The organism is Deinococcus metallilatus, assembly GCF_004758605.1.
GTDB classification, from domain to species: Bacteria; Deinococcota; Deinococci; order Deinococcales; family Deinococcaceae; genus Deinococcus; species Deinococcus metallilatus.
The window spans coordinates 808,455-832,500 of the sequence record NZ_CP038512.1; the positions used below are offsets into that span (position 1 = coordinate 808,455).

Sequence of the window (24,046 nt, forward strand, 5' to 3'; positions counted from 1 at the left end):
GAACGTTCAGGGGGCGGGCGGCATCAGCACGGTGTCGATCACGTACAGCGTGCCGTTGCCGGTGTCGATGGAGGAGCCGGGCAGGATGATCGCGCTGCTCATCGCATTGCCGATCATGGTGCGTTCGGGATTGGCCGAGCGCGTCAGGGTCAGGGCGCCGCCCTGCACGCTGGTCAGTTGCGGGCTGCCAGCCAGGGCGGTCCCGGTGATGCGGCCCTGGACCACGTGGTACAGCAGCACCTGCTTCAGGCGGGCCGGGTCAGCCGAGAGGGCAGACAGGTCGGCCGGGGCGAGCTTGGCGAACGCTTCGTTGGTGGGCGCGAAGATGGTGTACGTCCCACCGGCGAGCGTGTCGGCCAGCCCCGCCTGCTGAACCAGGGTGGCGAGTGTGCTGAAGCGCGGGTCGGTGGTGATCAGCGAGGCCAGCGTGGTGTTGCTGCTCGTCCCGATAGCCGTCGTGCTGGCGGCTGGCGTCCCGGGTGCGGGCGTGGCGGTCACGGCGGTCGTCGCCGCAGCCGTGGTGCCGGTCGTCGCTGTGCCGGTGGTGCCCGTGGTGGTCGTGCCCGTCGCGGTCGTCCCGGTGGTCGCCGTGCCGGTGGTGCCGGTAGCGGTCGTCCCAGCCGCAGCCGTGCTGCTCGTATCCGTGGTGCCCGTGGTGGTCGTCCCCGTGGCGGCGGTGCTGCTGGTGTCGGTCGTGCTGGCGGGGGCGGGCAGCGTCAGGCCGGGGGGCATCAGCACCTGGTTGATCACGTAGATGGTGCCGTTGCTGGCCGTGGTGACGGTATCGGTCACGCTGGCCGGGCCGACCATCTGCGTGGTGCCGTTCATGCTCAGGGGCAGGGCGCCGCCTGCGAGGGCATTGAGGGAGGTGCCGCTGGACAGCTGTTCGGCGGTCATGCGGCCGGGAACCACGTGGTAGGAGAGCACCTGCCGCAGCAGATCGGGGTTGGCCTCCAGGGTCGCCAGCGTGTCGGCGGGCAGGGCGTCAAAGGCCTCGTTGGTGGGGGCGAAGATGGTGTATTCGCCGTTCGTCAGCATCTCGGTGAGGCCCGCGTCGCTGAGGAGGTCGCGCAGCGTGCTGAAGCGGTCGTCGGCCACGATCACGTCATACAGCGTGTTGGCCTGTTCGGTCGTGTTGGCCTGGGCCGTGGTCGCGGACGTATCCGTGGTGGCCGTGCCGGTGGCGGTGGTATCGGTCCCCGTCGTTCCGGTCGTGGCCGTGCCGGTGGCTTCGGTGCCCGCCGTTCCGGTGGTGGTGGTCGTCTCGGTCGTGGTCGCCGTGTTCGTCTCGGTGGTGGTGCCCGTGGTCGTGGCCGTGCCGGTCGCCTCGGTACTCGTCGTCCCGGTCGTGGACATGCCGGTGCTGTTTACCGTCGCGCCGCTCAGCGGGAGAGCGGGAATCCGGGTGACATCGAATGCCGCCGGGGCAGCGGGCGCCGGAGCGGCTGGTGCCGTGGTCATGGGAGCCGGGGCGGGGGCAGCGGGCGCCGGAGCCGGGGCGGGCGCTGGCGCGGGTGCAGGGGTCCCGGCGAGCATGGGGGGCACCAGCACCATGTCGATCACGTGAACCACGCCGTTGCAGGCGGGCAGGTCCGCGCGGGTGACGTTCGCGTTGTTGATCATCACGCGGTTGCCATTCATGTGGACGGTGAGGTTGGCGCCCTGGGCCGACTTGACGCTCTTGAGGCCCATCACCTGCTTGGACATGACCTTGCCCGGCACCACGTGGTAGAGCAGCACGCTTCCCAGCGTGTCGGGGTCGTTCAGGACCGCGGCGAGGGTATCGCTGGGCAACTTGGCGAAGGCGGCGTTGGTGGGCGCGAACACCGTGTACTGCCCGCCCATCAGCGTCTGGGTGAGGCCCGCGGCCTGCACGGCCGTCAGCAGCGTGCTGAACTGCGGATCATTCATGATGATCTGCGCGATGCTGCGGCAACCGCTGGCCGTCGGGGGTTTGGGAGCGGGCGCGCCTGCCCCACCGGCCAGGGCGGGCGTGGCGAGCATCAGGCTGAGCGTGATCAGGCTGGTCTGCTTCTTCATGAGTTCACCTCGGGTTGAAATGTCCGCCTCCCAATCTTCACCACTGGTCCACAAAAAGCAACTTACGCTGGGATTCAGACAGAACATCTAAACAAACCATCGGTTCGACTTGGCCCAGGCCTCATGGCGGCCTCATCGGGCCTGACGTTGAGATGGCTGTGGGCGCTGCTCAAGGGAATGCGGGTGTAGTCAGGGCTGGGACCGGGTCGCCTGGACAGACCAGAGCTGGCCCCAGCCTGCCGAGCGCGTCCCGAGGGGCCCCGCCCCAAACAGGACGGCTGCCCTCTCGCGAGCCGGGCAGCCGTCTGAACGGGAGGCAGGCCTAACGCCCGAAATACTCCGGCAGGTCGGCTTCGGTGATCAGCACCTCGCGGGGCTTGCTGCCCTGGTGCTTGGAGACGATGCCCATGGCTTCGAGCATATCCATCAGCTTGCCCGCGCGGGCGTGGCCGACCGAGAGGCGGCGCTGCAATCTCGACACGCTGCCCTGGCCCTCCTCGATGCAGATCAGCGCGGCCTGGCGCAGGTGGGGATCACTGAAGTCCATGTTGCCCTTGTCCACGCTGGGGCCGCTCGCCTCGACCGTGCCGTCGAAGTCGGTGCCGTAGGCTTCCCCGAAGGCGTCGTCGAAGACCTGCCGCCGCAGTTCGTCGGTGATGCGGGCGGACTCGACCTCGCTGATGTACGGCCCCTGGAGGCGCACCGGTTTGACCAGCCCCGGCTGATAGAACAGCATGTCGCCCATCCCAGTGAGCCGCTCGGCGCCCACACTGTCCAGAATGGTGCGCGAGTCGTGGCTGGAACTGACCGCGAAGGCGATGCGCGCGGGCACGTTCACCTTGATGAGGGAGGTGAGGATATCCACGCTGGGCCGCTGCGTGGCGAGGACCAGGTGCATCCCGGTCGCGCGCGCCATCTGCGCCAGGCGCATGATCGCGGACTCGACCTCCTTCGGGGAGGTGATCATCAGGTCCGCCAGCTCGTCGATGATGATGACGAGGTGCGGGAGCTCGTCTTCCCCGACCTGGCGCATCTTGGCGTTGAACTGTTCCAGGTTCTTGGCCCCGACCTGGCTCATCATCTTGTAGCGGCGCTCCATGTGGGCGACCGCCCCCAGCAGCACGCCCGCCGCGTCCATCGGGTTGGTCACCACCGGGCGCACCAGATGGGGAATCCCGTCGTAGGGCGTGAGTTCGACCATCTTGGGGTCCACCATCAGGAAGCGCAGCTCGGTGGGCAGGTAGCGGTACAGCAGGCTGGTGATCAGGGTGTTCACGCAGACCGACTTGCCGGAACCGGTGGAACCGGCGATCAAGAGGTGCGGCATCTTGGCGAGGTCCCCGACCATCAGTTCGCCGTCGATGCTCTTGCCCAGGATGATCGGCAGCCTGGCGCGCGTGCTCCGGAAGCTGGGGGCCGCCGCCGCCTGGTGGAAGGTGACCGGCTCGCGCTCGGCGTTGGGCACTTCCAGGCCGATCACGCTCTTGCCGGGGACCGGGGCCTCCACGCGCACGCCGCCGACCGCCAGTGCCCGCGCGAGGTCGTTGGAGAGAGAGGCGATCCGGCTGATCTTCTCGCCAGGGGCGGGTTCGATCTCGTAGCGGGTGACGGTCGGCCCCCGCGCGAAATCCACCACCTTCGCCTGGAGGTTGAAGTGCCGCAGGGTCTGGTCGATCACCGCCGCCCGCTGCCGGGCCGCCACGTCCAGTTGCGCCGTGTTCAGCGCCGCTGCCGGGACCGGGTCCAGCAGGTCGTAGCCGGGCAGCGCGATGTCGACCGCGCCCTGGGCCGGGCGGCGCCGTTCCGGCTGCGCGCTTTCCCAGGGCGCCGCGCCTCCCTCCTCCTCTTCCTCGTCTTGCTGGGCCTGCACTCCCCCCGGCTCAAGCAGGACTTCCGGCCGGGGCGGGACGGCGGTCAGGACGGTGGTGGAGGCGGGGAGGGGAGAAGGCTCCTCCGGTCGGCCCTCCTGCGCTTCCTGCGGGTCAACCGCCGTGAAGTCGAAATCGAGGGTGGGGGCGGGAAGGGGGTCCCCTCCCGGCGCGCTGACCTGGGCGTGCACGGCCATCGCCTGTGCGCGTTCCAGCGCCTCTTTCTGCGCGCGGTCCAGGCGGGCCCGCCATTCCTCCTGGGTGCTGAGCGTGCCGTCGGGGTCGCCAGCGAGAGCCTCGGCCAGGGCGGCGGCCAGCTCGGTGGGGGCGCGGTCGAAGGCGGCGGCCAGGTCCGGCCAGCCGGGGTAATGCCGCTCGCGGCCCCGCCAGGTCGTGAAGTCCTCGGCGAGTTCCTGCCAGGCTTTCTGGCGCTCGCGGTGCGCGGGGAGTTCGCGGGCCAGCACCCCGGCGTCGGGTTTTGCCAGCGCCTTTTCGGCGGCCTGGCGGTCGCGTTCCAGCTTTCCGGCCCGCTGGGCGAGGCGTTGCAGGTCGGTGACCAGGCCCCGGCGCAGCCGCTCCAGTGCGCCGCTGGCGAGTGTGCTGGGCAACTCCACCCGCAGCTCGTGCCGCCCGGTCCGGACCTCGTTCGCGGTGGCCTCGGCGTCGGCGCCCGCGCCCGGGGCTTCCGCCGCCACCGCTTCGCGCAGGTCGCGGGCCGCGTGGCCGACAAAGGTCTTCGTGACCTCTTGCCAGCCCGCCAGGTCGCGTTCCAGCCCTTTCAGGTCCCCCTCGTCCAGGGAGCGGAGCTCACGCTGCGCGGCCCGGACCTCGCCCTGCTGCGCCTTCAGCTCGCGGGCATCGGGGTAGAGCTTGCGGAGCAGGTCCAGGTCACGGGTCTGGGCCATGAGGGATTGGCGCAGCGGCGTGCGTGCCCGCGCGGAATCGCGCCCGTCCTGCCGGGCCTCGATGGCGCTCTGCACCTGGGAGGTCGCGCCGCCCAGCAGCACGCTCAGGCCCCGGAAAAAGGCCTTGAGCAACGTGAGGGGGGAGTAACGCAGCATCAGCTCCAGCCCCAGCGTGAGGGTGACCAGCGGCAGGAGGGCCGCCGCGTACCCCAGTGTGGTGGTCAGCGGGGCCATCAGGCGGGACGCCCCCTCGCCCGCCGCGCCCGGCACCAGGACCTCGTGGAGGGCGAGCAGCGACGCCACCACCAGCACGCCGCCCAGCACCCGCCGGGTCAGGCCCGCGAGGTCGCGGCCCAGGAACACCAGCACGCCGTACGCGACCGGGATGATCGGCAGCAGATACGCGGCCCAGCCCAGCCAGCCGGTCAAGGCCGCGTGCGCCTGCGTCATGAAGCCGCCCTCCGCGAACTGCGGCAGGGCCAGGGTGACTGCCAGGAAGATGCCCAGCGCGAACAGCACCAGCCCCAGTGCCTCCCCATCGAAGCGGTTCACGGGTGGAGCCGCCTTTGCACGAGCCTTCGCCATAGCGCCCAGTGTACTGTACGCGCGGCCTCCATTCTGCCCGTCGCCATGCGCCCAGCGCGGTTTTCTCAGGCTGGGGGCGGTCCGGCTTGCGGCCAGTGCTGCGCGCGCGGCGCGAACGCACTCCGGCCCGCGATAATGGCCGGGTGGCCCTGATCCTGCCGCCGGTCCTGGTGGATGCCCTGTGGGCGCACGCCGAACGTGACGCGCCCCGTGAGTGCGTCGGTGCGCTCGGCGGTCACCTGGACGGGGAAGGGGCGGAGGCGGTCGCCCTCTATCCCCTCGCCAACGTGTCGCCCGACCCCGAGCGCACGTACCTGGCCGACCCCGGCCACCTGCTGCGGGCGCTGCGGGCCATGCAGGCGGGCGGCCTGACGCTGGTGGCCCTGTATCACAGCCATCCACGTGGCCCGGCGTATCCCAGCCCGACGGATACCCGGCTTGCGGTGTACCCGGTGCCTTACGTGATCGCGGACCTCGGCAGCCGGACGCTCCGGGCGTACCGCCTGCCGGAAGGGACGCCGGTTGTGCTCCGGGTGGAGGGGCGCGCGGACTGAACAGGCCGGGCTTCAGGGCAGCCGCGCCAGCCGGTCCAGCAGCAGTTCGAAGAACGCCCCGTCATCCACCTTCATCCCCACCTGCACATTCGCGGGTTGCTCGGTCACCCCGTACAGGTCGCACACCGTCCGCCCGAAATCCAGGCCCTCCTGCGTCTCCACCTGCACGTTCAGCGCCTGCATCTGGAAGAGGTCGGGGCGCAGGACGGCCGCGACGGCCGCCGGGTCGTGGAGGGCGCCCCCTTCCAGCCCGTAGCGTTGGCGGTAGAACCCGGCATAGGAGGTCAGCAGCTCCGCGCTGACGGCCCCCGCCCGGTTCCCCAGCGTCCGCAGGCGTTCCACCCGCTGCGGGGTGGCGATGGCCTGCATGGTCACGTTCAGGCCGAACATCCGGGTGGGTGCGCCCGCTTCCAGCACGATCTTTGCGGCGTGCGGATCGGCCAGCGCGTTGAACTCGGCGGCCGGGGTGCGGTTCCCCTGCCCGGTGCTGCCGCCCATCCACACGACCTCGCGCAGCAGGCCCGGCAGGTCGGGGGCCAGGCGGAAGGCCAGCGCCACGTTCGTGAGCGGCCCGGTCGCCACCAGCGTCACCTCACCGGGCCGCTCGCGCACGGTGCGAATGATGAAATTGACGGCGTGTTCCGTCTCCAACCCGCGTGTCGGCTCGGGCAGGCCAGAGGCGGGCAGGCCGCTGTCCCCGTGAACCTCCGCCGCGGTCAGGGGCGCGCGGACGAGGGGGCGGTCGGCTCCGGCATGGATGGGCACCTGCGCCCCCGCCTCCCCCGCCAGCGCCAGCGTCACCCCGGCGTTGTGCGTGGTCAGCTTCAGGCCCACATTGCCATGCACGGTCGTGACGCCCAGCACCCGCACGTCCTCGGGGCTGGCAAGCGCGAGCAGCCAGGCGATGGCGTCGTCGAGCCCGGGGTCGCCGTCCAGAATCACGGGGAGGGGAGAGGAGGTCATGCCGGGCATTCTAGGCCCCCCGCTCCCGGTAGCCGTGGGGCGGGATGCCGCCAGCGGGCACATTCAGCAGGTTGAAGGTGCCGCGGGTGAAATGCGTGACCGCGCCACCGAAACTCCGCGTGAGGGTGCGGGGGCGGTCGGGCGTGCTGACGTTCAGGCTGGCCCGCAGCAGGGCCAGTCCTTCCCGGTCCAGCCGCCCGAGCGGGTCGCTGCTCGCGCGCAGGCCGCCCACCGTCTCCAGCAGGCCCAGCAGCGTGTGGCGCTCGGTGTGCCCCAGCAGGCTGAGTTCGCGCCGGGCGATCATCACGTCGGGGTCGGGTTGATACCAGGCGTGCTGGTACCAGCGCGAGAGGCTGGTCTGCACGGCGTTGCGCGCACCCGGCCCGGTCGCGTCCCCCAGCCAGAGGCGGCGGGATTCCTCTTCCCAGAAAGGGGCCACGTCCGGCCCGGTCCGCATGGCGTCCACCAGCCCGGTGCTGGCGGCCAGTGGGGCGCCGCAGCCCAGCAGGAAGGCGTCCGGTCCGGCCCCCTCCCGCAGCGCGGCCAGGGCATTCCGGTACGCCCGCGCCCGCCCCACGCCCGGGTCATGCCGCACGCCGGGCAGCGCCGCCCCGAACAGGAAGTCCAGCTTGAGGTACGGGAAGCCCCACCCGCGCACCGTCCGCGCGAGGTCCCGCAGCCAGGCCAGCACCTCCGGGCGCGTCGTGTCCAGCGCGAAATACGGCCCGCCCCAGTTGTAGCCGACCGGGAGAGGCCGCCCGTCCTCGCCGCGCAGCATCCAGTCCGGATGGTCCCGGAAGAGCCGCGAGGTGGGCGCAGCCAGAAAAGGTGCCAGCCACAGCCCCGGCGTGAAGCCCAGCTCCGACAGCCGGGCGGGCAGCTCCTGCACGTGGCCGCCGAAATGCGCGCTCGGTTCCAGCCAGTCGCCCAGGTCGGCCTGGAAGCCGTCGTCCACCTGAAACACGTCGAAGGGGAGGTCCAGCTCGCGGGCCAGCCGGGCGTTTTCCAGCACCGCCTCCAGCGTCACGTTCCGGTAGTACGAGTACCAACTGCACCAGACCCGCAGCGGCGCGGGCGTCCGGGCGTTCATGCGGCGGCCCAGTTCGGCGCTCAGGCGTTCGACGCTGCCGATCACGTCGGGTGTCTCCTCCCAGGCGACGTCGACGGGCGGCCCTTCCAGCGTGCAGGTCACGCGCACGCCGTCTCCCCCCGCGCGGGCTTCCCAGTGGGTGAAGGTGGAGGCGGCGTCCAGCGCGCAGCCCACCCAGCCGCCTCCGTCCGGCCGGATCAGGGCGATCAGCGTATGACTGCGCCACACCCCCGCCTCACCGCTGGGCAGGAAGGCCGGGTCGTGGCCCTGCTGATGTCGCCAGGGCATCAGCGGGACCGACTGGCGGTCCGTCAGGGAGCGCAGTTCCGCCTCGCTCCACGACTGGTAGCCGCTCACCAGCACGCGCAGGTCGGCGGGAGAGATGGGAAGGAAGCGTTCGGGCATGCCTCAGCCTTCCACATCGGGCGGCGGGCCGGGCCGTGAACGCCGCTTTACGCCGGGCACATGCGGGCCGTGGTGGGCACGCCTACGCTGCCTGGCATGACTGGACCCCGTGACGACGACCGGACCGACGTGCCGGTCCCCCCGCCCGCCTCCGACGCCGAGAGCGCGACCAAGTTCCCCTACCCCACTCCCGAGCAGGAGAGTGTCGTGCAGGACAGCCCCGGTACCCCCGGCGTGGAGCTGGAGGGCGGCAGCATGCTGGACGAACAGGGCAACTACAAACCGGACAATCTCGTGGACGATCAGGCTTGAACGGGACAGCGCCCCGAACCTGGAGAGGCGGGGCGCTGCCGGTGTGGTGCGGCGCTCAGCGCACGTCCATCAGTTCCACGTCGAAGATCAGGGTGGCGTTGGGCGGAATCACGCCGGGCACCCCCGCAGCGCCGTAGGCGAGGTGACCGGGAATGGTGAGGCGGGCCTTGTCCCCCACGCGGAGCTGTGCGATGCCCTGGTCCCAGCCGGGGATGACGTAGCCGACGCCCAGCGGGAACTCGATGGGTTCGCCGCGATCACGGCTGGAGTCGAATTTCTGCCCGTTTTCCAGCGTGCCGGTGTAATGCACGCGCACCATCTTCCCGGCCTGGGCAGGCGTGCCGTTGCCCTCGTGGTATTTCTCGACTTTCAGGTCCTGACTGGTCATGCGGTCCAGCGTACCCCTCGCCTCCCGCCCTGCCCCTGGAGTCTGAAGCGCGGGTGAAGGTTCCCTGCCCCGCCGGACCGCCTGCTAGCATGCGCCGCGTGACTCAGGCACCCACAGATGACCGTGCCGGTTCCGGCGGCTTCCGGTCCTTCTGGCGGGTCTGGGTGCTGGGGGCGCTGCTGCCGGTGTGGCTCTTCACGACCTTCGTGGCGACGCTCGCGCGGGTGGACGGCAACAGCATGAATCCCACCCTGCACAGCGGCGACCTGCTGCTGCTGCTGAAATATCCGCGCTGGCTGCGGGCCTGGGGCTTGCCCACCGCCTACCCGCGCCAGGGCGACCTGCTGATCTTCAAGGCCCCGGCGGACAGCCCCTACAGCTACGAGACGCTCTACGGCGTGCGCCACCGCCCCTACAACGTCAAGCGCGTGCTGGCGCTGCCCGGGGACACGGTCGCCATCGAGGGCGGGCGGGTGGTCGTGAACGGGCGGCCCCTCGCGGAGAGTTACGTGAATGACGGCGTGCTGAGTGACCAGCCGCCCCTGCATATCCCGCCCGGCAAGGTGTGGGTCATGGGCGACAACCGCCTGATCGGGGAAAGCCTCGACTCACGCGCTTACGGTCCGGTCGATCTGCGGGACGTGGCCGGTCCCGCCAACCTGCGCCTGTGGCCGAATCCGGGACTGGTGCGCCGCTAGCTAGCCTTCCGGCGACCGTTCCCCCGCCCGCACCGGCCCCGTCAGCCAGTTCTCACGCGGGGGGAGAGGGCAGGTCCAGCCCTCGCCATACGCGCAGTAGGGGTGGTAGGCCAGGTTGAAATCCAGGCGAACTTCCGGCCCCTCCGGCGCCCACGTCAGCGGCGCGTCCAGATAACGCCCCGCGCCGTAGGTTTCCGTCCCGCTCGTCGCGTCGCGGAAGGGCACGAACACGCGGGCTGGGGCCTCATCGCCGGGGGGCACGTAGAGGGTGAGGGTCTGCGGGCCGCCCGGCAGGTCCACGCTGGCGGTTCCGAACCGCGCCATCACCCGGGGCTCGCCGGTATTCGTGCCGAGGGTGACCTCCGCGCCGTCCGCCCGCTCGACCGGGACAATGAAGCTCCAGGCCTCGTCGGGCGGGTAGTAGCTCAGGCCCCGGAAACCTGGCAGGGCCTCGCCCGGGAGCGGCCCATGCCCCGCCCTGAAATGCTCGTCCTTGCGGCGCCGGAAGTCCGCGACAGCCTCGGCGTAGCCTGCGCCGCTCACCAGTCCACCCGCACGCGCTCGCCCGCGTATTCCACGATGTCCCCGCGCCGCAGCTTCTTGCGCCGCCGCGTCTCCACAGCGCCGTTCACCCGGACCTCGCCGCCCTGCACCCGGAACTTCGCCTCACCGCCCGTCTCGACCAGCCCGCGCAGCTTCAGGAAGTCCTGAAGGTCGATGGTGCCCTGCTCTTCCGTCATGCGGGCAGCGTAGCAGGTGGGGAGGGGCCGCACGGTCCCGGTGATCGCCTTCCCCTCAAGGCCGCGCTCATGTGCCGCTCGCCTGCACGGCTACCCTCAGGGAAAGCCGCACGGAGAGGAGGAAGGGCGGGTGGTCGACTTCCCCTGGATCATGCAGATGGAGTGGCGGGACCTGGTGTTCCTGCACTGGCCGCTGCCCGCCGCGTCCCTGACGCCGTTCCTGCCGGGCCGGGTGCCGCTGGACTTGTGGCAAGGGGAAGCCTGGCTGGGGCTGGTCACGTTTGACGTGACGGGGTTTCGCCCGCGCGGCGTGCCCTTCGCCCTCGACTTCGCCCAGGTGAACCTGCGGACCTATGTCCGCGTGAACGGTGGGGCGGGCATCTGGACCTTCAGCCTGGACGCGGCGAACGCCCTCGCGGTCCTGGGTGCGCGCCTGGGCTTCTGCCTCCCGTACTTCACGGCCCGGGCGAGCCTGCGTCCCGAGGGAGACGCGCTCGCCTTCCAGAGTGTCCGCCGCCGTCATCCCGCTTGCCGGTGCCGGTTGCACTACCGCCCCACCGGCGAGGTCTTCCGCGCCCAGCCGGGGACCCTCGAACACTGGCTGACCGAACGGCGCTCGCTGTTCACCGTCGGCTGGGGCGGGGCGCTGTGGCGGGAAGACGTGCAGCATGAAGCCTGGCCCCTCCAGGCCGCCGAGGTGCAGGTGGTGGACTGCACCCTGCCCGGGCAGTTGGGCCTCGGCGCGCTCGGCTCCCCACTGGCCCATTACGCCCGCGTGGTGCATGTGAAGGGCTGGCCGCCCCGCAGCGTGAAGAGGGGATAGCCAGCTTGAGCTGGGCAGAAGGGGCGGGGGCGGGGGCGCCGTCCTCGCCTCAGGGCTTGTACTGTGCGCTGAACAGTTTCAGGTCGGCGTCGTCCACCTTGCGGTCCTGGTTGAGGTCACCGACGGTCGCGCCGGACTTGCCGTAGTTGTTCATCAGCAGGGCCAGGTCGGTCAGGTCGATCACGCCGTCGCCGTTCAGGTCCGCGCCGCTCAGGCGCACGCGGGCGGCGGCGGGCGTCCAGTCCTTCAGGCCGAGTTCGTCCATCAGGGCCGCGCGCACGGCGTCCGCGAGAGGCAGCGGCCCCTGCGGGTTGAACTCGATGCGGCGCTCCCCGCCGACAGTCAAGGTGCGGGCCGCCACGTCCGGGCTGAACGGGACGGCCGTCGCCCCGCTCCCCCCCAGCGTGAGGATTGGGCCGCCGCTGGTGTCCAGCGTGACGGGCGTCTCCTTGGTGCTGATCGCCGCCAGCGCGTCCTGCACGGCCTTGACGAGTTCCGCGCCCTGGGGGCGCAGCTTGACGGTCGCCGCCTGCGCGCTCCCCAGCAGCAAGGCGAGGGCCAGCAGCCGCCACTTCCGGCCCTTCATTTGGCCTCCCGCGCGGCCCGCAGGGCGTCACGGAACTTGGCGGGATCACTCAGGGCGGCGTCCAGATCGCCAGGGGTGGGAGGGGTGGCCGTGCCGGGGGCGCCGGAAGCCGGGCCGGTGGGGGGTGAGCTGGTGGGCGCCGAGCCAGCGGGAGCCGGGCTGGCCGGAGTCGAGGTGGTAGAGGCCGAACTCGCCGGAGTCGAATTGGGAGGGGCCGAAGTGGGGGAGGCCGAACTGGAGGAGCTGCCCGTGGTGGGATTGGCCGCATTGATGCCGGGGGGGGCCGCAGCTGTCGTGGGGCTGGTGGTGGTGGGAGTGGCGCTGGGAGTGGCGCTGGGAGTGGCGCTGGGAGTGGTCGCGGCCTGCGTGCCCACTGCGGTGCCGGTCCCCAGTGCCGGACTGGTTCCCGGAGCCGGGTGCGTGACCTTGCCGTTTTCAATCGGATACACGCCCTGCCAGAACCCCACGATGGGGCTGTCCAGCCGCTTGCTGTAGAGCAGCAGGAAGGCGTCCTGCCCCGGCCGCAGGGTGGGCAGGCCCTCCATTCCCGACAGCAGGTACAGCGCGGGCTGGCCTTCCCGTTGCGGCAGGCTGGCCGCGTCCCCGGCGACCGTCTCGGTGACGGTCAGGGGATACACCAGCCACGTCACCTCGCCCTCCTTGACGGTGCTGGGGGTGCCGAGAGTAGCGCGAACGATCACGTCAGCCTTTTTGGCCTGTTGCGTGAGGCTGAGAGGCGGCGCGGTCGTCGCCTGTGCCGTCCGGGGGGCCGCCCCCAGGCTGAGCGCCGCCAGCAGCGCGAGCGCCCGCCTCATGAGGAGCCTCCGGGCGGCGTCGGGGTGGGCGTAACGGGTGGCGTGGGGGTGCCGGGGTTCGCCGGGGTGGTTCCCGGAGTGGCGGGCGGCGTCCCGGTGGGGGTGGCCGGAGTCGTGGCGGGGGAGGTCGGCGTCGCCGTGCCCGGGGTGGTGCTGGCCGGGGTTCCGGGGGCGGTGGGCTTGGGCAGCTCGGGCATCTTCACTTCGGCGAGGAGCTTGCCGTCACCGTCGCGGGCCTCAAAGGCGAAACGGTTGGTGTCGAGCGTGACCACCTTCTGCGGTTTGATCCCGATCAGCGCCACGCGCGCGCCCGAGCGCGGCACGGTCTTGAAGCCCACGTCCAGGGTCAGGGTCCGCCCCGCCTGTTTCCAGAACAGCACGCCGCCCGCGTCGGCGGGTTGCACCCGCGTGACCGTCACGCCTTCGGGCAGGTCCCAGACCACCCGCGCGGCCCGCACCGACCGGGGCGCGATGATGTTCAGCGGAATGCGCGTCTCGCCGCGCAGCTCGCCGGTGGGGAGCTGGGGCTTCAGGGCCAGCGGCGGCAGCTCGCTCACGTTCAGCGTGTAGGCCTGCACCTTGCTGCTGAGGTTCGCGTCGGACGCCTCCAGCGTGAAGGTGTAGCTGCCGGTCTTGCTGGGGGTGCCCGTGAGGCGCAGGTTTCGCAGGCTCAGGCCGGGGGGCAGGGTGCCTGAAGCGACCCGCACGCCATACGGCCCCGCCCCTCCCGCCACGGTCACGGGCGCGTCGTAGCTTTCCGACAGGTAGCCGACGGGCAGGCTGGTGGTCGTGAAATACAGGGGGTCACGGGCACTGGTCGTGCCGCTCGTGCTGGTGGGGTTGCTGCCGCAGGAGACGAGCAGCGCCCCGACGGCCAGCGCCGTCCACCCGGGGAGGGCTTGTCGCATGCGCGCAGTCTAGCGGGTGCGGATGAGGAGGAAACGGTCCGCCTTCCGCCGTCCCTCTGGGGGTACCCCGGGCCGGGCGCCCCTTTCTGCGGTCCCAGAGGGCAGAACGCCACGCTTGCCCCCGGCACGCGGCGCTAGACTCCCTCCCATGACCACCACCGAACGCCTCTTTGTTCTGCCCGCCGTGGGCGACCGGCTGGGCCGCTATACCGTCGAACGGGTGGAAGACCTGCCGGAGATGCAGGGCAAGCTGGTGTTGCTGCGCCACGACCTCGGCGCGCGGCACGCCCATGTCAGCCGCGACGACGACAACCTCGCCTTTGGCGTGACCTTTCCGACCGTCCCCAAGGACTCCACCGGCGTCGCGCACATCCTCGAACACGTCGTCCTGATGGGCAGCCGGAAGTACCCGGTGGGTGACCCCTTCTTCGCCATGCTGCCGCGTTCGCTGAACACCTTCATGAACGCGATGACGGCGAGCGACTGGACCACCTACCCCTTCTCCACCCGCAACGAGAAGGACTTCTACAACCTGCTGGGCGTGTACCTCGACGCCACCTTCTTTCCCCTCCTGCGCTACGAGAGCTTCCGCCAGGACGGCCACCGCTTCGAGTTCGAAACACCCGATGATCCCAGCACGCCCCTGAAACTCCAGGGCGTCGTCTACAATGAGATGAAGGGCGCGATGGCCTCGCCCGGCTCGGTGATGTGGCGCTCGTTCGGCAAGGCGCTGTACCCCGACCTCACCTACGCCAACAACAGCGGCGGCGCGCCCGAGGACATCCCCAACCTCACCTACGAGGGGCTGCGGGCCTTCCACGCCGCGCACTACCACCCCAGCAACGCCTTTTTCTACACCTACGGCAAGCTCGACCTGCCCCGCGTGCTGGGCGAGATCGAGACGCACGTGATGTCCAAGTTCAGCCCGCAGACGCTGGACGTGAGCATCCCCGACCAGCCGAGTTTCAGCGAGCCGCAACGGGTGGACGTGACCTACCCCGGCACCGACGTGGAACGCGGCGGGCAGGTCAGCGTGGCCTGGAAGCTGGGCCCCACCACCGACCCCGACCAGAACCTGCGCTGGAGCGTGCTGAGCGACGTGCTGCTGGGGAACCCCGCCGCGCCCCTCACCCGGCCGCTGATCGAGTCGGGGATCGGCAGCGCGCTGGCGGACCTGAGCGGCTACCGCGACAACTTCCGCGAGGGGGCCTTCGCGGCGGGCCTCAAGGGCTTGAGCGCGGGCAAGGCTGACGAGGTCGAGGCGCTGGTGCTGGACACGCTGCGGAGCATCGCCCAGGGTGGCATCGACCCCGAGCTGATCGAGAGCAGCCTGCACCAGTTCGAGATCGGCCAGCGCGAAGTGTCCAACAGCGGCTATCCCTACGGCCTGCAAGTGATGTTCCGCCTGCTGGGACCCTGGCTGTACGGCGGCGACCCGGTGACCGGCCTGCGCCTGGATGCCGAGCTGAACCGCCTGCGCGAGGACCTGAAGGCCGGGCCGGTGTTCGAGCCGATGATCCGGGAGGAGCTGCTGGACAACCCCCACCGCGTCACGCTGGTCCTGGCCCCCGACCCCGAACTGGCCGCCCGCAGCGAGCAGGCGGAGCGCGAACTGGTCGAACGCCTCAGCGCGGCCTTCACCGACGAGGACCGCGCCCGGATCGTCCGCGAGAGCCTGCAACTTCAGGAGCTTCAGGCCCAGGAGAGCGACCCCGACGTGCTGCCGACGCTGACGCTGGCCGACGTTCCCCCGACGGTGCAGCGCGTCCCCTACAGGGCGGAGGAGGCAGGCCGCGCGCTGATCGGCCGCGTGCCGCAGCCCACCGGCGGCCTGACGTATCTGGACGTGCAGGTGAGACTGCCCGAAGTGCCCGCCGACCTGCTTGACACGCTGCCGCTGTACGCCTACGCCGTCACCCGCAGTGGCGCGGCGGGGCAGGATTACCTGGCGATTGCCCGCCGCATCGAGGCCGTGACGGGTGGCGTGAGCGCGAGCGTCGGCGTGGGTGGCAGGCCTGACGACCTGGACACCCTGCGCCTGACAGTCACCTTCAGCGGCAAGGCGCTGGCCCGCAACGGCGGCGCCCTGGTCGGCGTGCTGCGTGACCTGATCCAAGCACCCGAATTCACCCGCGAGCGCCTGGAGCAACTGCTCAAGCAGCGCTTGGCGGGCCTCAAGGCCAGCGTCGTGAACGCCGGAAACGCCTACGCCGAGCGCCTGGCCGCCGCGCAGGTCAGCCCCGCCGGGAATATCGAGGAACATTTCAGCGGCCTGACCGCCCTGGAACACCTCAAGCAGATCGTGGAGGGGGACGAGGTTGATGCCCTCTTGGACCGCCTGAACCGCGTCCGCGACCTGCTGTTGCAGGGCAAGCCCCTGCTGTGCCTCACCGCGACCGAGGACGACCTGAATCTCGATCTGACGCCGATCACGCGCGAGTTCGCCGGGGATGCGCCGGTCGGCCACCCCCACCCCGGCACCCTTGAGGGCGGCCCGCAGGCCCGGCTCACCGATTCACCCGTCGCCTTCAACGCGGTCGCCTTCCGCACCGTGCCCTACACCCACCCCGACAGCCCGGCGCTGCTGGTGCTTTCGCGGCTCCTGCGCAGCGAGTATCTGCTCAAGGAAATCCGTGAGAAGGGTGGCGCGTATGGCGGCGGCGCGGCCTTCGATGCCCGCGCGGGCGTCTTTAGCCTCAGCTCCTACCGCGACCCGCACATCACCCGCACCTACGAGGTCTTCCGGGGCGCCCGCCAGTTCCTCGACACGCCCCTGAGCGAGCGCGAGCTGACCGAGGCGATCCTCTCGGCCAGCAAGACCCTCGACCCCCTCACCAGCCCCGACACGGCGGGCCGCCTGCGCTTCTATGGCGACCAGGCCGGGTACACGCCCGAGGTGCAGGAGGAGTACAAGGCCCGGTTGCTGAAGGTCACCCTGGACGACCTGAAGCGCGTCACGGACGCCTGGCTGACCGAAGGCCGCGCCGGGTACGCCCTGGTGGCAGGCCGTGACCCGAACGCCGAGACGGAAGGGCTGGGGCTGAAGTTCGAGGTGCAGGCGATTTAGGGCGCGTGGCCTGTTGCCTGGAGAGGAGGTGGGAGGCGAAGACGGCGCCTCCCACCTTCTTTGTTGCTCCAGCCTCCTTCACATCCCCTGGCCGCCCCTTTCGCTCACACTCGGGACATGCGAAGACTCAAGGCGGTGATGGTGCTGGCGGCCCTGATGACCGGCGCAGCGGGTGCGGAGCGGTTCGGCGTGCAGGCTGGCGTGGCGGCGGGGGGAGGCCTGGGCCTGCACGTGGGCGTGTATGGGCGGGTGGCAGGTTTCGGGCCGGTGCAGGCCGAACTGCGCGGCACCCTCGACCGCACGCTGTCCGGCCAGGGCGGGACGCGGGTGGGCACCGACGCGCTGCTGAGCATGAACCTGCTGCTGCTGCGGCCCTACGCGGGCGTGGGCCTGAGCTTCCCGCTGAACGCCACCGGCACGACCCTGCACACCACGCTGGGCGCGCGCTTTCCCCTGCCGGGACCGCTGGACGGGTTCGCGGAGGCCAACTTCGGGCGGCAGAACGTCTACCGGGTGGGGGCCGTCTTCCGCTTCTGAGGGGGGAGGGGTGAGTGGTTCGTAGAAAAGCTGAAGGCTGGCTCCCTCACCCCCGGTGATACGGCTCCCCCGCGCTGATGGTCGCGGCGCGGTACAGGGCTTCGAGCAGCACGATCATGGCGAGGTCGTGCGGCAGCGTGAGTTGCCCCAGGCTCCAGAGCTTATGCACCCCCGCGCGCAGGTCGTCCGTGTGCCCCTCCGGGCCGCCGATAGCGAAGGCCAGTTCGCCCACGCCGCCGAGTGCCTGCGCGTCCAGATAGGCGCTGAGGCCCTCGCTGGTGAACTGCTGGCCGCGCGGGTCGAGCAGGATCAGCGGGGCGCGGCCCGCCGCCCTTGCCACCGCTTCCGATTCCTGCGCCTGCGTCCTGCCGCCCACCCGCGTGACCTGCACCTTGTGGTAGCGCCGCAGCCGCTTCTCGTACTCGTCCCACCCGGCGCGGGCGTAGGCGAGCTTGGGTTCACCGACGGTGATCAGGTGCAGGCGCATGAGGTGGAGGATAGGCGTGTGGCGCGTGGCTTGTCGCCTGTGGAAAGCGGAAGCTGAAGCATGAGGCCGATGCCTCCACAAGCCACACGCCACGCACCACAAGCTAAACTGTCCGCCATGCCCGCCTTCCTGCCGAGGTCCCGGTGAACTACGCGGCGACACTGGCGGTGCTGGTGGTGCTGGCCTTCTGCTTCCCGCTGACGGTGCGGCTGGGGCTGCAACTCGGGGTGCCGGAGGTCTACACCGCCTCGGTGCTGGGGGCGCTGCTGACCTTCGCGCTGGCGACCTATCTGGTGCGCTGGCAGGTCAACCGCCACCGGGCCACACTGGCGCGGCTGGAAGCGGCGCGGGCGCAGGTGAGCGCCGACCCCGAGAACCCCCGCGCCTACTTCGTGGGGGGCGAACACCTGGGCATGATCCTGTTGCGCCTGGACCGGCGGCGCGAGGCATCGGAAGTCATCGACCGCTACGCCCGCCTGGGCGGGGCACGCGAGAGCGAGATCGTCGCGCTGCGCGAGGCCCTCTCCCAGGCCGAGCGGCGGCAGCGCCCGGCCCAGGGTGGGGAAGCGTGAGCCGCAGTCACCCAACCGGGTGACGGTCTTTCGGGGCTGCCCGGAATAGAGTGGGAGGCATATGAGGGCCTACAAGGGCATCGTGGAGAATGGTGTGGTCGTGCTGATCGGAGCGCGGCTCCCCGAGGGCACGGTCGTGACCGTGACGGTCGGCGAGGCGGAACTGCTGCGCGCGCGCATCACCAGCGCCCTGAACCGTCCCCGCAAGGTGCGCGTGCGCCTCAAGCCCACGCCCGGCCTGGTCGCGGAGGCCGTGCCCGCGCTGGCCGGGGCGGGCGAAGCGGGGAATGATTAGGAGCGGTGAGCCGTCAGCCGTCAGCGGTCAGCTTTGCTTGCTGGCGGCTGGGCGCCGGTTGCGGGCTGCTCAGGCAGGCCCGCCGTGACCGCTGAGCCTCCCCACGTCTGGCTGGTGCCGACCCCGGTGGGCAATCTGGGGGACATCACCCTGCGGGCGGTGGAGGTGCTGCGCGGGGCGGACGCCGTGGCCTGCGAGGACACGCGGCGCACGGGGGCGCTGCTCGCGCACCTGGGGATCGGGAAGCCGCTGGTGCGCCTGGACGCGCACACCATGCACCGCGCGGCGCAAGTGCTGGAGGACTACCCCCGCCTGGCCTACGTCAGCGACGCGGGCACGCCGGGCATCAGCGATCCGGGGGCGGAACTGGTGCGGGCGGCGGTCGCGGCGGACATTCCGGTGGAGGTGCTGCCGGGCGCGACGGCCTTTGTCCCCGCGCTGGTGCTGTCGGGGCTGCCCACCGCCCGCTTCGCCTTCGAGGGTTTCCTGCCCCGGGCGGGCCGCGAGCGCAAGGAACGCCTGAGCGCTATCGCCGCCCGCCCCGAGACGACCGTGCTGTACGAGAGCCCGCACCGCCTCGCCGCCACGCTCACCGACCTGGCGAGCACCTGCGGAGAGACGCGCCCGGCCAGCGTGACGCGCGAACTCTCCAAGAAGTTCGAGGAGACGGCGCGCGGTCCTCTGGCCGACCTGGCTGCCCGGTTCGCAGACGGGGTGCGCGGCGAGATCGTGGTCGTCGTCGCGGGCCGCCCGCTGGGGGAGGCCGTTCCAGGCGAGGAGGCTCCCGACCACGCGGCCCTGGCGCAGACCTGGGCACAGGAGGGCCGCAGCGCCCGCGAAATCCGGGAATTGCTGATGGCCCAGGGTTTGCGTAAGAATGACGCTTATGCGCTGGCCCTTCAGGCCACGCAGGACGCCTGACGCTCCCTTCTTTCCTGGCCCGGCTCTCCCGGGCACGGCCCCTGCCGAGGACCTCCCGTGACCGACATTCCCCACCTGACCGAGCATCCCAACCCCGCGGGCATCCGGCGGGTCGCCGTCCTCACCAGCGGCGGCGACGCGCCCGGCATGAACGCCGCCATCCGCGCCGTCGTCCGCACGGCCACCTACCAGGGCATCGAGGTGGTCGGGGTGCGCCGGGGCTTTTCCGGCCTGCACCGCGGCGACCTGCGCCTGATCGGCCCAAGAGATGTGGCGAACACCATCCAGCGCGGCGGCACCATCCTGCTGACTGCCCGTTCTCACACCTGGCGCACGCCCGAGGGCCGCGCCCGCGGCGCCCAGTACCTCCGTGACTGGGGCGTGGACGGCCTGATCGTGATCGGCGGGGACGGCAGCTTTCACGGCGCCCATGCCTTGCAGGAAGAACACGGCATCCCGGTGATCGGGATTCCCGGCACCATCGACAACGACCTCTACGGCACCGACCACACCATCGGGTACTTCACGGCGGTCGAGACGGCGCTGGACGCCGTGGACAAGCTGCGCGACACCGGGGCCAGCCACGAGCGCATCTTCGTGATCGAGGTGATGGGCCGCCACGCCGGGCACATCGCGCTGGAAGTCGCCGTGGCGGGTGGGGCCGAGGAAGTTTTCATCCCCGAGGACCCCAAACCGGTCGACGGCGTGGTGCAGATCGTGCAGGACAGCGTGGCGAAGGGCAAGGCCAGTTCCATCATCATCGTCGCGGAGGGGTATCCGGGCGGCGCGCAGGGCGTCGCGCAGGCCATCGAGGCGGGGACTGGGCTGGAGACGCGCGTGAGCATCCTGGGTCACATCCAGCGCGGCGGCTCGCCAGTCAGCAGTGACCGGGTGCTCGCCAGCCGTCTGGGTGAGGCTGCCGTGTACGCCCTGATGGACGGCCGCAGTGACGTGATGGTGGGGCGGCACAACGGCGAGATCAGCTACACGCCCCTGCCGGAAACCTGGGAGAAACGCAAGGACGTGAGCCGCGACCTGTATAGCTGCGCGAAGACACTGAGCGTCTGAAACAGATTGAAGCCTGCCCGACCTCTTTTTCTCCTGCGGGACAGGCTTCAATCTAGGCGGATGCGGGGAGGCAGAAAGACGGGTTCCCCGTTGTGAAAGCGCATCCTCCGCTGGTGGCGGGAGGGACGGGAACCGGATGGAATCCGTCTGAACGGAGACAAGAAGAGGGCCGCCCCACGGACAAGCGGGGCGGCCCTCTTCTTGCCTGATGAGTTTGTCAGGATTTGGCGGGCTTCACCGTCAGGGTCGTGTCCAGGTTGGGCTTGCCGCCCACGAGCTTGATCACGTACAGCTTGGCGGATGTGCGGTCGCCCGCACTGTTGAAGCTGACGTTGCCGGAGAGCAGGCTGGTGAAGTTGCCCTTGCGGATCGCCGCCTCGACCTGCTCGCGGCTGGGCACCTTGTTGCCGTTCGCCTTCGCGGCGTTCAGGATGCCCTGGAGGACCACCTTCCCGGCGTCGTACCCCAGGACGGCAAACGACTGGGCGGGGTTGCCGAAGGTCTTCTGGTAGGTGGCGGCAAAGGTCTTTGCGGGAGGGAACGCCTCGACCGGCGCGCCGGTGGTCGTGTAGTACACGTTCTCGGCACCCTTTCCGGCGATCTTGGGCAGTTCACTGCTGTCCAGGCCGTCCCCGCCCATCACCGGGACCGTCACGCCCGCGTCGCGGAGCTGCTTCAGGAACACGCCGATCTGGCTGTAGATGCCGCCGAAGTAGACCACGTCGGGGCGCTGGAGCTTGATCTTGGCGACGATGCTGGAGAAGTCGTTCTTCTCCTCGGTGCCCTCGTTGGCGACCACCTGAATGCCCTTGGCCTTCAGGGCCTTCTCGACCTCGTTCGCCAGGCCCGCGCCGTAGGCCGTCTTGTCGTTGAGGACGTAGACCTTCTTGGCCTTCAGCGTGTTCGCGATGAAGTCGGCGGCGGCTGGCCCCTGCGCGTCGTCGCGGGGCACGATGCGGTTCATGTTGCTCAGGCCACGGTCCGTCACCTGATCGGCGGTGCTGGAGGAGCTGACCAGCGGCACATGGCTGGGCGCCAGGGCCGCGCTGGCCGGGATGGTCGTCCCGCTGTTCAGGGCCCCGACCACGGCCAGGAACTGCCGGTCCGCCGCGATCTTGCGGGCGGCGGCGGTGCCGGTGGCGGGGTCGGCCTGGTCGTCGAAGGCGACGAGTTGCAGGTCCATCCCCAGTTTCTTGAACTGCGGCTTGTACTCGTTCACGGCGAGCTGCACGCCGTTGCGCATCTGGGTGCCCAGCAGGCTCTGCGGTCCGGAGAGGGGGCCGATGGTCGCGATCTTGACGGTGGCCTGGGCCCCCGCCGTGCTGGCAAGGGTACTGCCCAGCAGCAGGGCGGTGAGCAGGGCCAGGGGTCGGTGGACTGTCTTCATGGTTCCTCCTGTGAACCTAAGCGGTGGGATTGAGAGGACCAGGATACCCAAAAGCAGATTAGCCATCTAAGCAAAGGCTGAAGCCATCGCCTGGAGGCCGCACAGCTGGGCGTTCCGTTTCTGGCTCTTCTGGATACGTAATACTGGATACAGATTGAAGGACCCCTGCTCACGTGAGGAAGACTTGCCTAGATGGGACATGCCACAGCCACCGTCGCAGCTCAGCAGCAGCCTCCCTGCGGAGGGACGGCGGCGTTGCCCGCCCTCTCGCTGGCCTTCGCCCTCCTGGCGCTCGGCTGGGGGCTGCTGGCCCGCGCCCGCTCCGAGACGTGGTGGTGGGTGGCGGCGCTGGACGCGGTCCCGCCGCAGGTCCTGCTGCCGGTGCCGCTGCTGCTGGCCTGGTGGGCGCTGCGGAGGCGGAGGTGGGGCTGGGCCGGGGTGAACGCTGCTGTGGTGGCGGCATTTACAGTGGGGCAGGTGGGGTTGGTGCTGCCGCACGGTTCTTCGGGCACCGGGGCAAGCGGCACCCCGCTCCGGGTCCTGACGTTGAACACGGACTTTGCCGGGACGGACCCGGCGCGGCTGGCTGCCCTCGCCCGGCGTGAGCGGGTTGATCTTCTGACGCTTCAGGAAGCCCTCGGCCGTGACCGCGAGGCGGGCTACGAGGTGCGGGTGCGCGCGGCCTTCCCCGGCTGGACACTGACCCGCCATGACGAACTGCTGACGCTCTCGCGGTGGCCCGTGCTGGCCTCGCGCGTCATCTCCTTTCCGCGCTCACCCCACGCGGTCCTGCTGACGCGCGTGCGGGTGGCCGGGCAGACCGTGATCGTGGTGAACACACACCTGCCCACGCTCGGCCTTCTGCCCAGTGCCAGCGACACCCGCCTCGGCCGCGCTCTGCCGCAGCGGGTCGCCCGCCGCCTCTCCGTCCGGCGCGACTTCGTGGAGGTCGTGGAGCGCGTGCTGAGAGACGGGCCCGGCCCTGTGATCCTGGCCGGTGACCTGAACGCCCCGCCACGCGGCGAACTGCACGCCCGGCTGCGTGTCCTGGGCCTGACCGACACTTTTCAGGCGGGCGGCGCCGGTTTCGGCTTCACACACCACGCCCGCTTCGGGCACTCGCGCATCGACTCTGTGTGGACGCGCGGCACCCTGGCCGAACGGGTCACTCCGCTCCCCGACCTGCTGAGCGACCACCGCGCGCTCCTGGCCGCGCTCCGCCTGCCCGCGCCCTGAAAGAGGAAGGGGGCCGCGAGCGTCTGCCCCGGCCCCCCTTTCCCCTAACGCCTAACCCCTTCCTCAGTCGCGTCCGCCATTCCGCAGGAAGGCGGGAATGTCGTAGTCCTTGGGATCGTAACTGGCGCTCGCCTGACCGCGCACCGGGCGCACGATGGTGTCGATGCTGGTGCCCCGGTTGCCGCTGCGGCCCAGGCTCAGCCCGGTGGGGAAGGTCCCCTCGCCGAAGCCGGTGGCGATCACCGTGACGCGCACCTCGTCCCCGGCGGCCTCGTCCGGCGTGATGCCGAAGAGGATGTCGGGGTCCTCGAAACCGGTCGCCTCGCGGATCTTCTCGACGATCTCGTTGGCGTCCGTCATCGAGAGGTCGTAGCCGCCGGTCACGTTGATCAGGATGCGGCGGGCCCCCTCGATGCCGCGCTCCAGGAGCGGGCTGTGGATGGCGCTCATCGCGGCTTCCTCCGACACCTTCTCGCCCCGGCCCGCGCCGATCCCCATCAGCACCGTGCCCGAGTTGGAGAGCATGTTGCGCACGTCCGCGAAGTCGAGGTTGATCATGCCCTCGACGTTGATCACGTCGCTGATGCCCTTGACGCCGTAGTACAGCACCCGGTCGGCGATCAGAAAGGCCTCGCGGAAGCTGACTTTCTTGTCCACGGCGGTGAGCAGCTTCTCGTTGTTCACCACGATCATGCCGTCCACGCGCTCGGTGAGCTTGTTGATGCCTTCCTCGGCCACGCGCTGGCGCTTGGGCCCCTCGAACTTGAAGGGCCGGGTCACGATGGCGACCGTCAGG

General features: G+C 70.6%; 24 protein-coding genes (1 of these 24 running past the window's edge). 11 read left to right on the forward strand and 13 right to left on the reverse strand.

The genetic code is table 11. From position 1 onward, the window contains the following. Positions 1-6: 6 nt before the first annotated feature. Both E5F05_RS09835 and E5F05_RS09840 read right to left on the reverse strand, forming a co-directional pair. Positions 7-2,040, reverse strand: a complete 2,034-nt coding sequence (locus E5F05_RS09835) for a fasciclin domain-containing protein (protein WP_129118446.1) — start codon at positions 2,038-2,040, stop codon at positions 7-9. Positions 2,041-2,362: 322 nt separating this feature from the next. After that, positions 2,363-5,398, reverse strand: a complete 3,036-nt coding sequence (locus tag E5F05_RS09840) for an FtsK/SpoIIIE family DNA translocase (RefSeq protein WP_129118447.1) — start codon at positions 5,396-5,398, stop codon at positions 2,363-2,365. Positions 5,399-5,493: 95 nt separating this feature from the next. Here E5F05_RS09840 and E5F05_RS09845 point away from each other — a divergent pair, with 95 nt between their 5' ends. Beyond that, on the forward strand, positions 5,494-5,952 hold the full coding sequence (locus tag E5F05_RS09845; RefSeq protein WP_375791563.1) for a M67 family metallopeptidase: 459 nt from the start codon (positions 5,494-5,496) through the stop codon (positions 5,950-5,952). A gap of 12 nt (positions 5,953-5,964) precedes the next feature. On the opposite strand, the gene E5F05_RS09850 is transcribed toward E5F05_RS09845, so the two are convergent. Together E5F05_RS09850 and E5F05_RS09855 are read right to left on the reverse strand one after the other, a co-directional pair. After that, positions 5,965-6,924 carry a nucleoside hydrolase gene (locus E5F05_RS09850; RefSeq protein WP_129118448.1) on the reverse strand — a complete coding sequence of 320 codons (960 nt, stop codon included), beginning with the start codon at positions 6,922-6,924 and terminating at the stop codon, positions 5,965-5,967. 1 nt (position 6,925) lies between these two features. Further along, the gene (locus E5F05_RS09855) at positions 6,926-8,410 is read right to left on the reverse strand and encodes a glycoside hydrolase family 36 protein (protein ID WP_129118449.1); all 1,485 of its coding nucleotides are present in this window, start codon (positions 8,408-8,410) and stop codon (positions 6,926-6,928) included. 96 nt (positions 8,411-8,506) lie between these two features. Here E5F05_RS09855 and E5F05_RS09860 point away from each other — a divergent pair, with 96 nt between their 5' ends. Then, the gene (locus E5F05_RS09860) at positions 8,507-8,722 is read left to right on the forward strand and encodes a hypothetical protein (protein WP_129118450.1); all 216 of its coding nucleotides are present in this window, start codon (positions 8,507-8,509) and stop codon (positions 8,720-8,722) included. A gap of 55 nt (positions 8,723-8,777) precedes the next feature. Here E5F05_RS09860 and E5F05_RS09865 read toward each other — a convergent pair whose 3' ends face one another. Continuing rightward, complete coding sequence (locus tag E5F05_RS09865; protein WP_129118451.1) at positions 8,778-9,110, reverse strand: FKBP-type peptidyl-prolyl cis-trans isomerase; 333 nt, start codon at positions 9,108-9,110, stop codon at positions 8,778-8,780. A gap of 89 nt (positions 9,111-9,199) precedes the next feature. Here E5F05_RS09865 and lepB point away from each other — a divergent pair, with 89 nt between their 5' ends. Continuing rightward, positions 9,200-9,808 carry a signal peptidase I gene (gene lepB / locus E5F05_RS09870; RefSeq protein WP_129118452.1) on the forward strand — a complete coding sequence of 203 codons (609 nt, stop codon included), beginning with the start codon at positions 9,200-9,202 and terminating at the stop codon, positions 9,806-9,808. Here the strand turns inward: lepB and E5F05_RS09875 are convergent, their stop codons facing one another. Continuing rightward, the gene (locus tag E5F05_RS09875) at positions 9,809-10,351 is read right to left on the reverse strand and encodes a DUF1684 domain-containing protein (RefSeq protein WP_129118453.1); all 543 of its coding nucleotides are present in this window, start codon (positions 10,349-10,351) and stop codon (positions 9,809-9,811) included. Next, positions 10,348-10,548, reverse strand: coding sequence for an RNA-binding S4 domain-containing protein (locus tag E5F05_RS09880; RefSeq protein ID WP_129118454.1), 201 nt, complete (start codon positions 10,546-10,548; stop codon positions 10,348-10,350). The genes E5F05_RS09875 and E5F05_RS09880 overlap by 4 nt, the downstream gene beginning before the upstream one ends. Positions 10,549-10,678: 130 nt before the next feature. Between E5F05_RS09880 and E5F05_RS09885 the strand changes: the two genes are divergently transcribed. Then, a complete protein-coding gene (locus E5F05_RS09885; protein ID WP_129118455.1) occupies positions 10,679-11,371 on the forward strand; it encodes a YqjF family protein in 693 nt (230 codons plus the stop codon). A gap of 49 nt (positions 11,372-11,420) precedes the next feature. Here E5F05_RS09885 and E5F05_RS09890 read toward each other — a convergent pair whose 3' ends face one another. Genes E5F05_RS09890 through E5F05_RS21340 form a run of 3 tightly spaced genes read right to left on the reverse strand, consistent with a single transcriptional unit; the run spans position 11,421 to position 13,680 of the window. Then, complete coding sequence (locus E5F05_RS09890; protein WP_129118456.1) at positions 11,421-11,957, reverse strand: hypothetical protein; 537 nt, start codon at positions 11,955-11,957, stop codon at positions 11,421-11,423. Further along, on the reverse strand, positions 11,954-12,772 hold the full coding sequence (locus E5F05_RS09895) for a hypothetical protein (RefSeq protein ID WP_129118457.1): 819 nt from the start codon (positions 12,770-12,772) through the stop codon (positions 11,954-11,956). Before E5F05_RS09895 ends, E5F05_RS09890 begins: the two co-directional genes overlap by 4 nt. Further along, positions 12,769-13,680 carry an Ig domain-containing protein gene (locus E5F05_RS21340; protein ID WP_164973428.1) on the reverse strand — a complete coding sequence of 304 codons (912 nt, stop codon included), beginning with the start codon at positions 13,678-13,680 and terminating at the stop codon, positions 12,769-12,771. Before E5F05_RS21340 ends, E5F05_RS09895 begins: the two co-directional genes overlap by 4 nt. Positions 13,681-13,828: 148 nt before the next feature. Between E5F05_RS21340 and E5F05_RS09905 the strand changes: the two genes are divergently transcribed. Further along, positions 13,829-16,747 (forward strand): insulinase family protein, encoded by a 2,919-nt coding sequence (locus tag E5F05_RS09905; protein ID WP_129118458.1) that lies wholly within the window; start codon positions 13,829-13,831, stop codon positions 16,745-16,747. Positions 16,748-16,864: 117 nt separating this feature from the next. After that, positions 16,865-17,284 carry a hypothetical protein gene (locus E5F05_RS09910; protein WP_241687116.1) on the forward strand — a complete coding sequence of 140 codons (420 nt, stop codon included), beginning with the start codon at positions 16,865-16,867 and terminating at the stop codon, positions 17,282-17,284. Between the two features lie 46 nt (positions 17,285-17,330). On the opposite strand, the gene E5F05_RS09915 is transcribed toward E5F05_RS09910, so the two are convergent. Beyond that, positions 17,331-17,771: a 23S rRNA (pseudouridine(1915)-N(3))-methyltransferase RlmH gene (locus E5F05_RS09915; protein WP_129118459.1), complete on the reverse strand. Its 441-nt coding sequence runs from the start codon at positions 17,769-17,771 to the stop codon at positions 17,331-17,333. Between the two features lie 143 nt (positions 17,772-17,914). On the opposite strand from E5F05_RS09915, the gene E5F05_RS09920 reads away from it, so the two are divergent. The 4 genes from E5F05_RS09920 to pfkA all read left to right on the forward strand — a co-directional run bounded on the left by E5F05_RS09920 (position 17,915) and on the right by pfkA (position 20,627). Next, positions 17,915-18,343: a hypothetical protein gene (locus tag E5F05_RS09920; protein ID WP_129118460.1), complete on the forward strand. Its 429-nt coding sequence runs from the start codon at positions 17,915-17,917 to the stop codon at positions 18,341-18,343. A gap of 61 nt (positions 18,344-18,404) precedes the next feature. Next, entirely contained in the window at positions 18,405-18,638 is a 234-nt protein-coding gene (locus tag E5F05_RS09925) for a hypothetical protein (protein WP_129118461.1), read from the forward strand. Positions 18,639-18,722: 84 nt separating this feature from the next. Continuing rightward, positions 18,723-19,559, forward strand: coding sequence for a 16S rRNA (cytidine(1402)-2'-O)-methyltransferase (gene rsmI / locus E5F05_RS09930; protein ID WP_164973429.1), 837 nt, complete (start codon positions 18,723-18,725; stop codon positions 19,557-19,559). Positions 19,560-19,616: 57 nt separating this feature from the next. After that, a complete protein-coding gene (pfkA, locus tag E5F05_RS09935) occupies positions 19,617-20,627 on the forward strand; it encodes a 6-phosphofructokinase (protein ID WP_129118463.1) in 1,011 nt (336 codons plus the stop codon). Positions 20,628-20,844: 217 nt separating this feature from the next. On the opposite strand, the gene E5F05_RS09940 is transcribed toward pfkA, so the two are convergent. Beyond that, entirely contained in the window at positions 20,845-22,014 is a 1,170-nt protein-coding gene (locus tag E5F05_RS09940) for a branched-chain amino acid ABC transporter substrate-binding protein (protein WP_129118464.1), read from the reverse strand. A 192-nt stretch (positions 22,015-22,206) separates the two neighbouring features. On the opposite strand from E5F05_RS09940, the gene E5F05_RS09945 reads away from it, so the two are divergent. Further along, entirely contained in the window at positions 22,207-23,250 is a 1,044-nt protein-coding gene (locus tag E5F05_RS09945) for an endonuclease/exonuclease/phosphatase family protein (RefSeq protein WP_129118465.1), read from the forward strand. Positions 23,251-23,313: 63 nt separating this feature from the next. Here E5F05_RS09945 and ftsZ read toward each other — a convergent pair whose 3' ends face one another. After that, positions 23,314-24,046, reverse strand: the 3' portion of a protein-coding gene (gene ftsZ / locus E5F05_RS09950) for a cell division protein FtsZ (protein ID WP_129118562.1). It continues 353 nt past the right edge of the window; the window shows 733 of its 1,086 coding nt (coding positions 354-1,086); the start codon falls outside the window, past its right edge — the gene reads right to left on this strand; the stop codon is at positions 23,314-23,316.

Excerpts from the sequence above, each read along its gene's own strand:
- E5F05_RS09835 (WP_129118446.1), bottom strand. The coding sequence starts at position 2,040 with ATGAAGAAGCAGACCAGCCTGATCACGCTCAGCCTGATGCTCGCCACG.
- E5F05_RS09840 (WP_129118447.1), bottom strand. The coding sequence starts at position 5,398 with ATGGCGAAGGCTCGTGCAAAGGCGGCTCCACCCGTGAACCGCTTCGAT.
- E5F05_RS09850 (WP_129118448.1), bottom strand. The coding sequence starts at position 6,924 with ATGCCCGGCATGACCTCCTCTCCCCTCCCCGTGATTCTGGACGGCGAC.
- E5F05_RS09855 (WP_129118449.1), bottom strand. The coding sequence starts at position 8,410 with ATGCCCGAACGCTTCCTTCCCATCTCTCCCGCCGACCTGCGCGTGCTG.
- E5F05_RS09860 (WP_129118450.1), top strand. The coding sequence starts at position 8,507 with ATGACTGGACCCCGTGACGACGACCGGACCGACGTGCCGGTCCCCCCG.
- E5F05_RS09865 (WP_129118451.1), bottom strand. The coding sequence starts at position 9,110 with ATGACCAGTCAGGACCTGAAAGTCGAGAAATACCACGAGGGCAACGGC.
- lepB (WP_129118452.1), top strand. The coding sequence starts at position 9,200 with ATGCGCCGCGTGACTCAGGCACCCACAGATGACCGTGCCGGTTCCGGC.
- E5F05_RS09880 (WP_129118454.1), bottom strand. The coding sequence starts at position 10,548 with ATGACGGAAGAGCAGGGCACCATCGACCTTCAGGACTTCCTGAAGCTG.
- E5F05_RS09890 (WP_129118456.1), bottom strand. The coding sequence starts at position 11,957 with ATGAAGGGCCGGAAGTGGCGGCTGCTGGCCCTCGCCTTGCTGCTGGGG.
- E5F05_RS09895 (WP_129118457.1), bottom strand. The coding sequence starts at position 12,772 with ATGAGGCGGGCGCTCGCGCTGCTGGCGGCGCTCAGCCTGGGGGCGGCC.
- E5F05_RS21340 (WP_164973428.1), bottom strand. The coding sequence starts at position 13,680 with ATGCGACAAGCCCTCCCCGGGTGGACGGCGCTGGCCGTCGGGGCGCTG.
- E5F05_RS09905 (WP_129118458.1), top strand. The coding sequence starts at position 13,829 with ATGACCACCACCGAACGCCTCTTTGTTCTGCCCGCCGTGGGCGACCGG.
- E5F05_RS09910 (WP_241687116.1), top strand. The coding sequence starts at position 16,865 with ATGCGAAGACTCAAGGCGGTGATGGTGCTGGCGGCCCTGATGACCGGC.
- E5F05_RS09915 (WP_129118459.1), bottom strand. The coding sequence starts at position 17,771 with ATGCGCCTGCACCTGATCACCGTCGGTGAACCCAAGCTCGCCTACGCC.
- E5F05_RS09925 (WP_129118461.1), top strand. The coding sequence starts at position 18,405 with ATGAGGGCCTACAAGGGCATCGTGGAGAATGGTGTGGTCGTGCTGATC.
- E5F05_RS09940 (WP_129118464.1), bottom strand. The coding sequence starts at position 22,014 with ATGAAGACAGTCCACCGACCCCTGGCCCTGCTCACCGCCCTGCTGCTG.
- E5F05_RS09945 (WP_129118465.1), top strand. The coding sequence starts at position 22,207 with ATGGGACATGCCACAGCCACCGTCGCAGCTCAGCAGCAGCCTCCCTGC.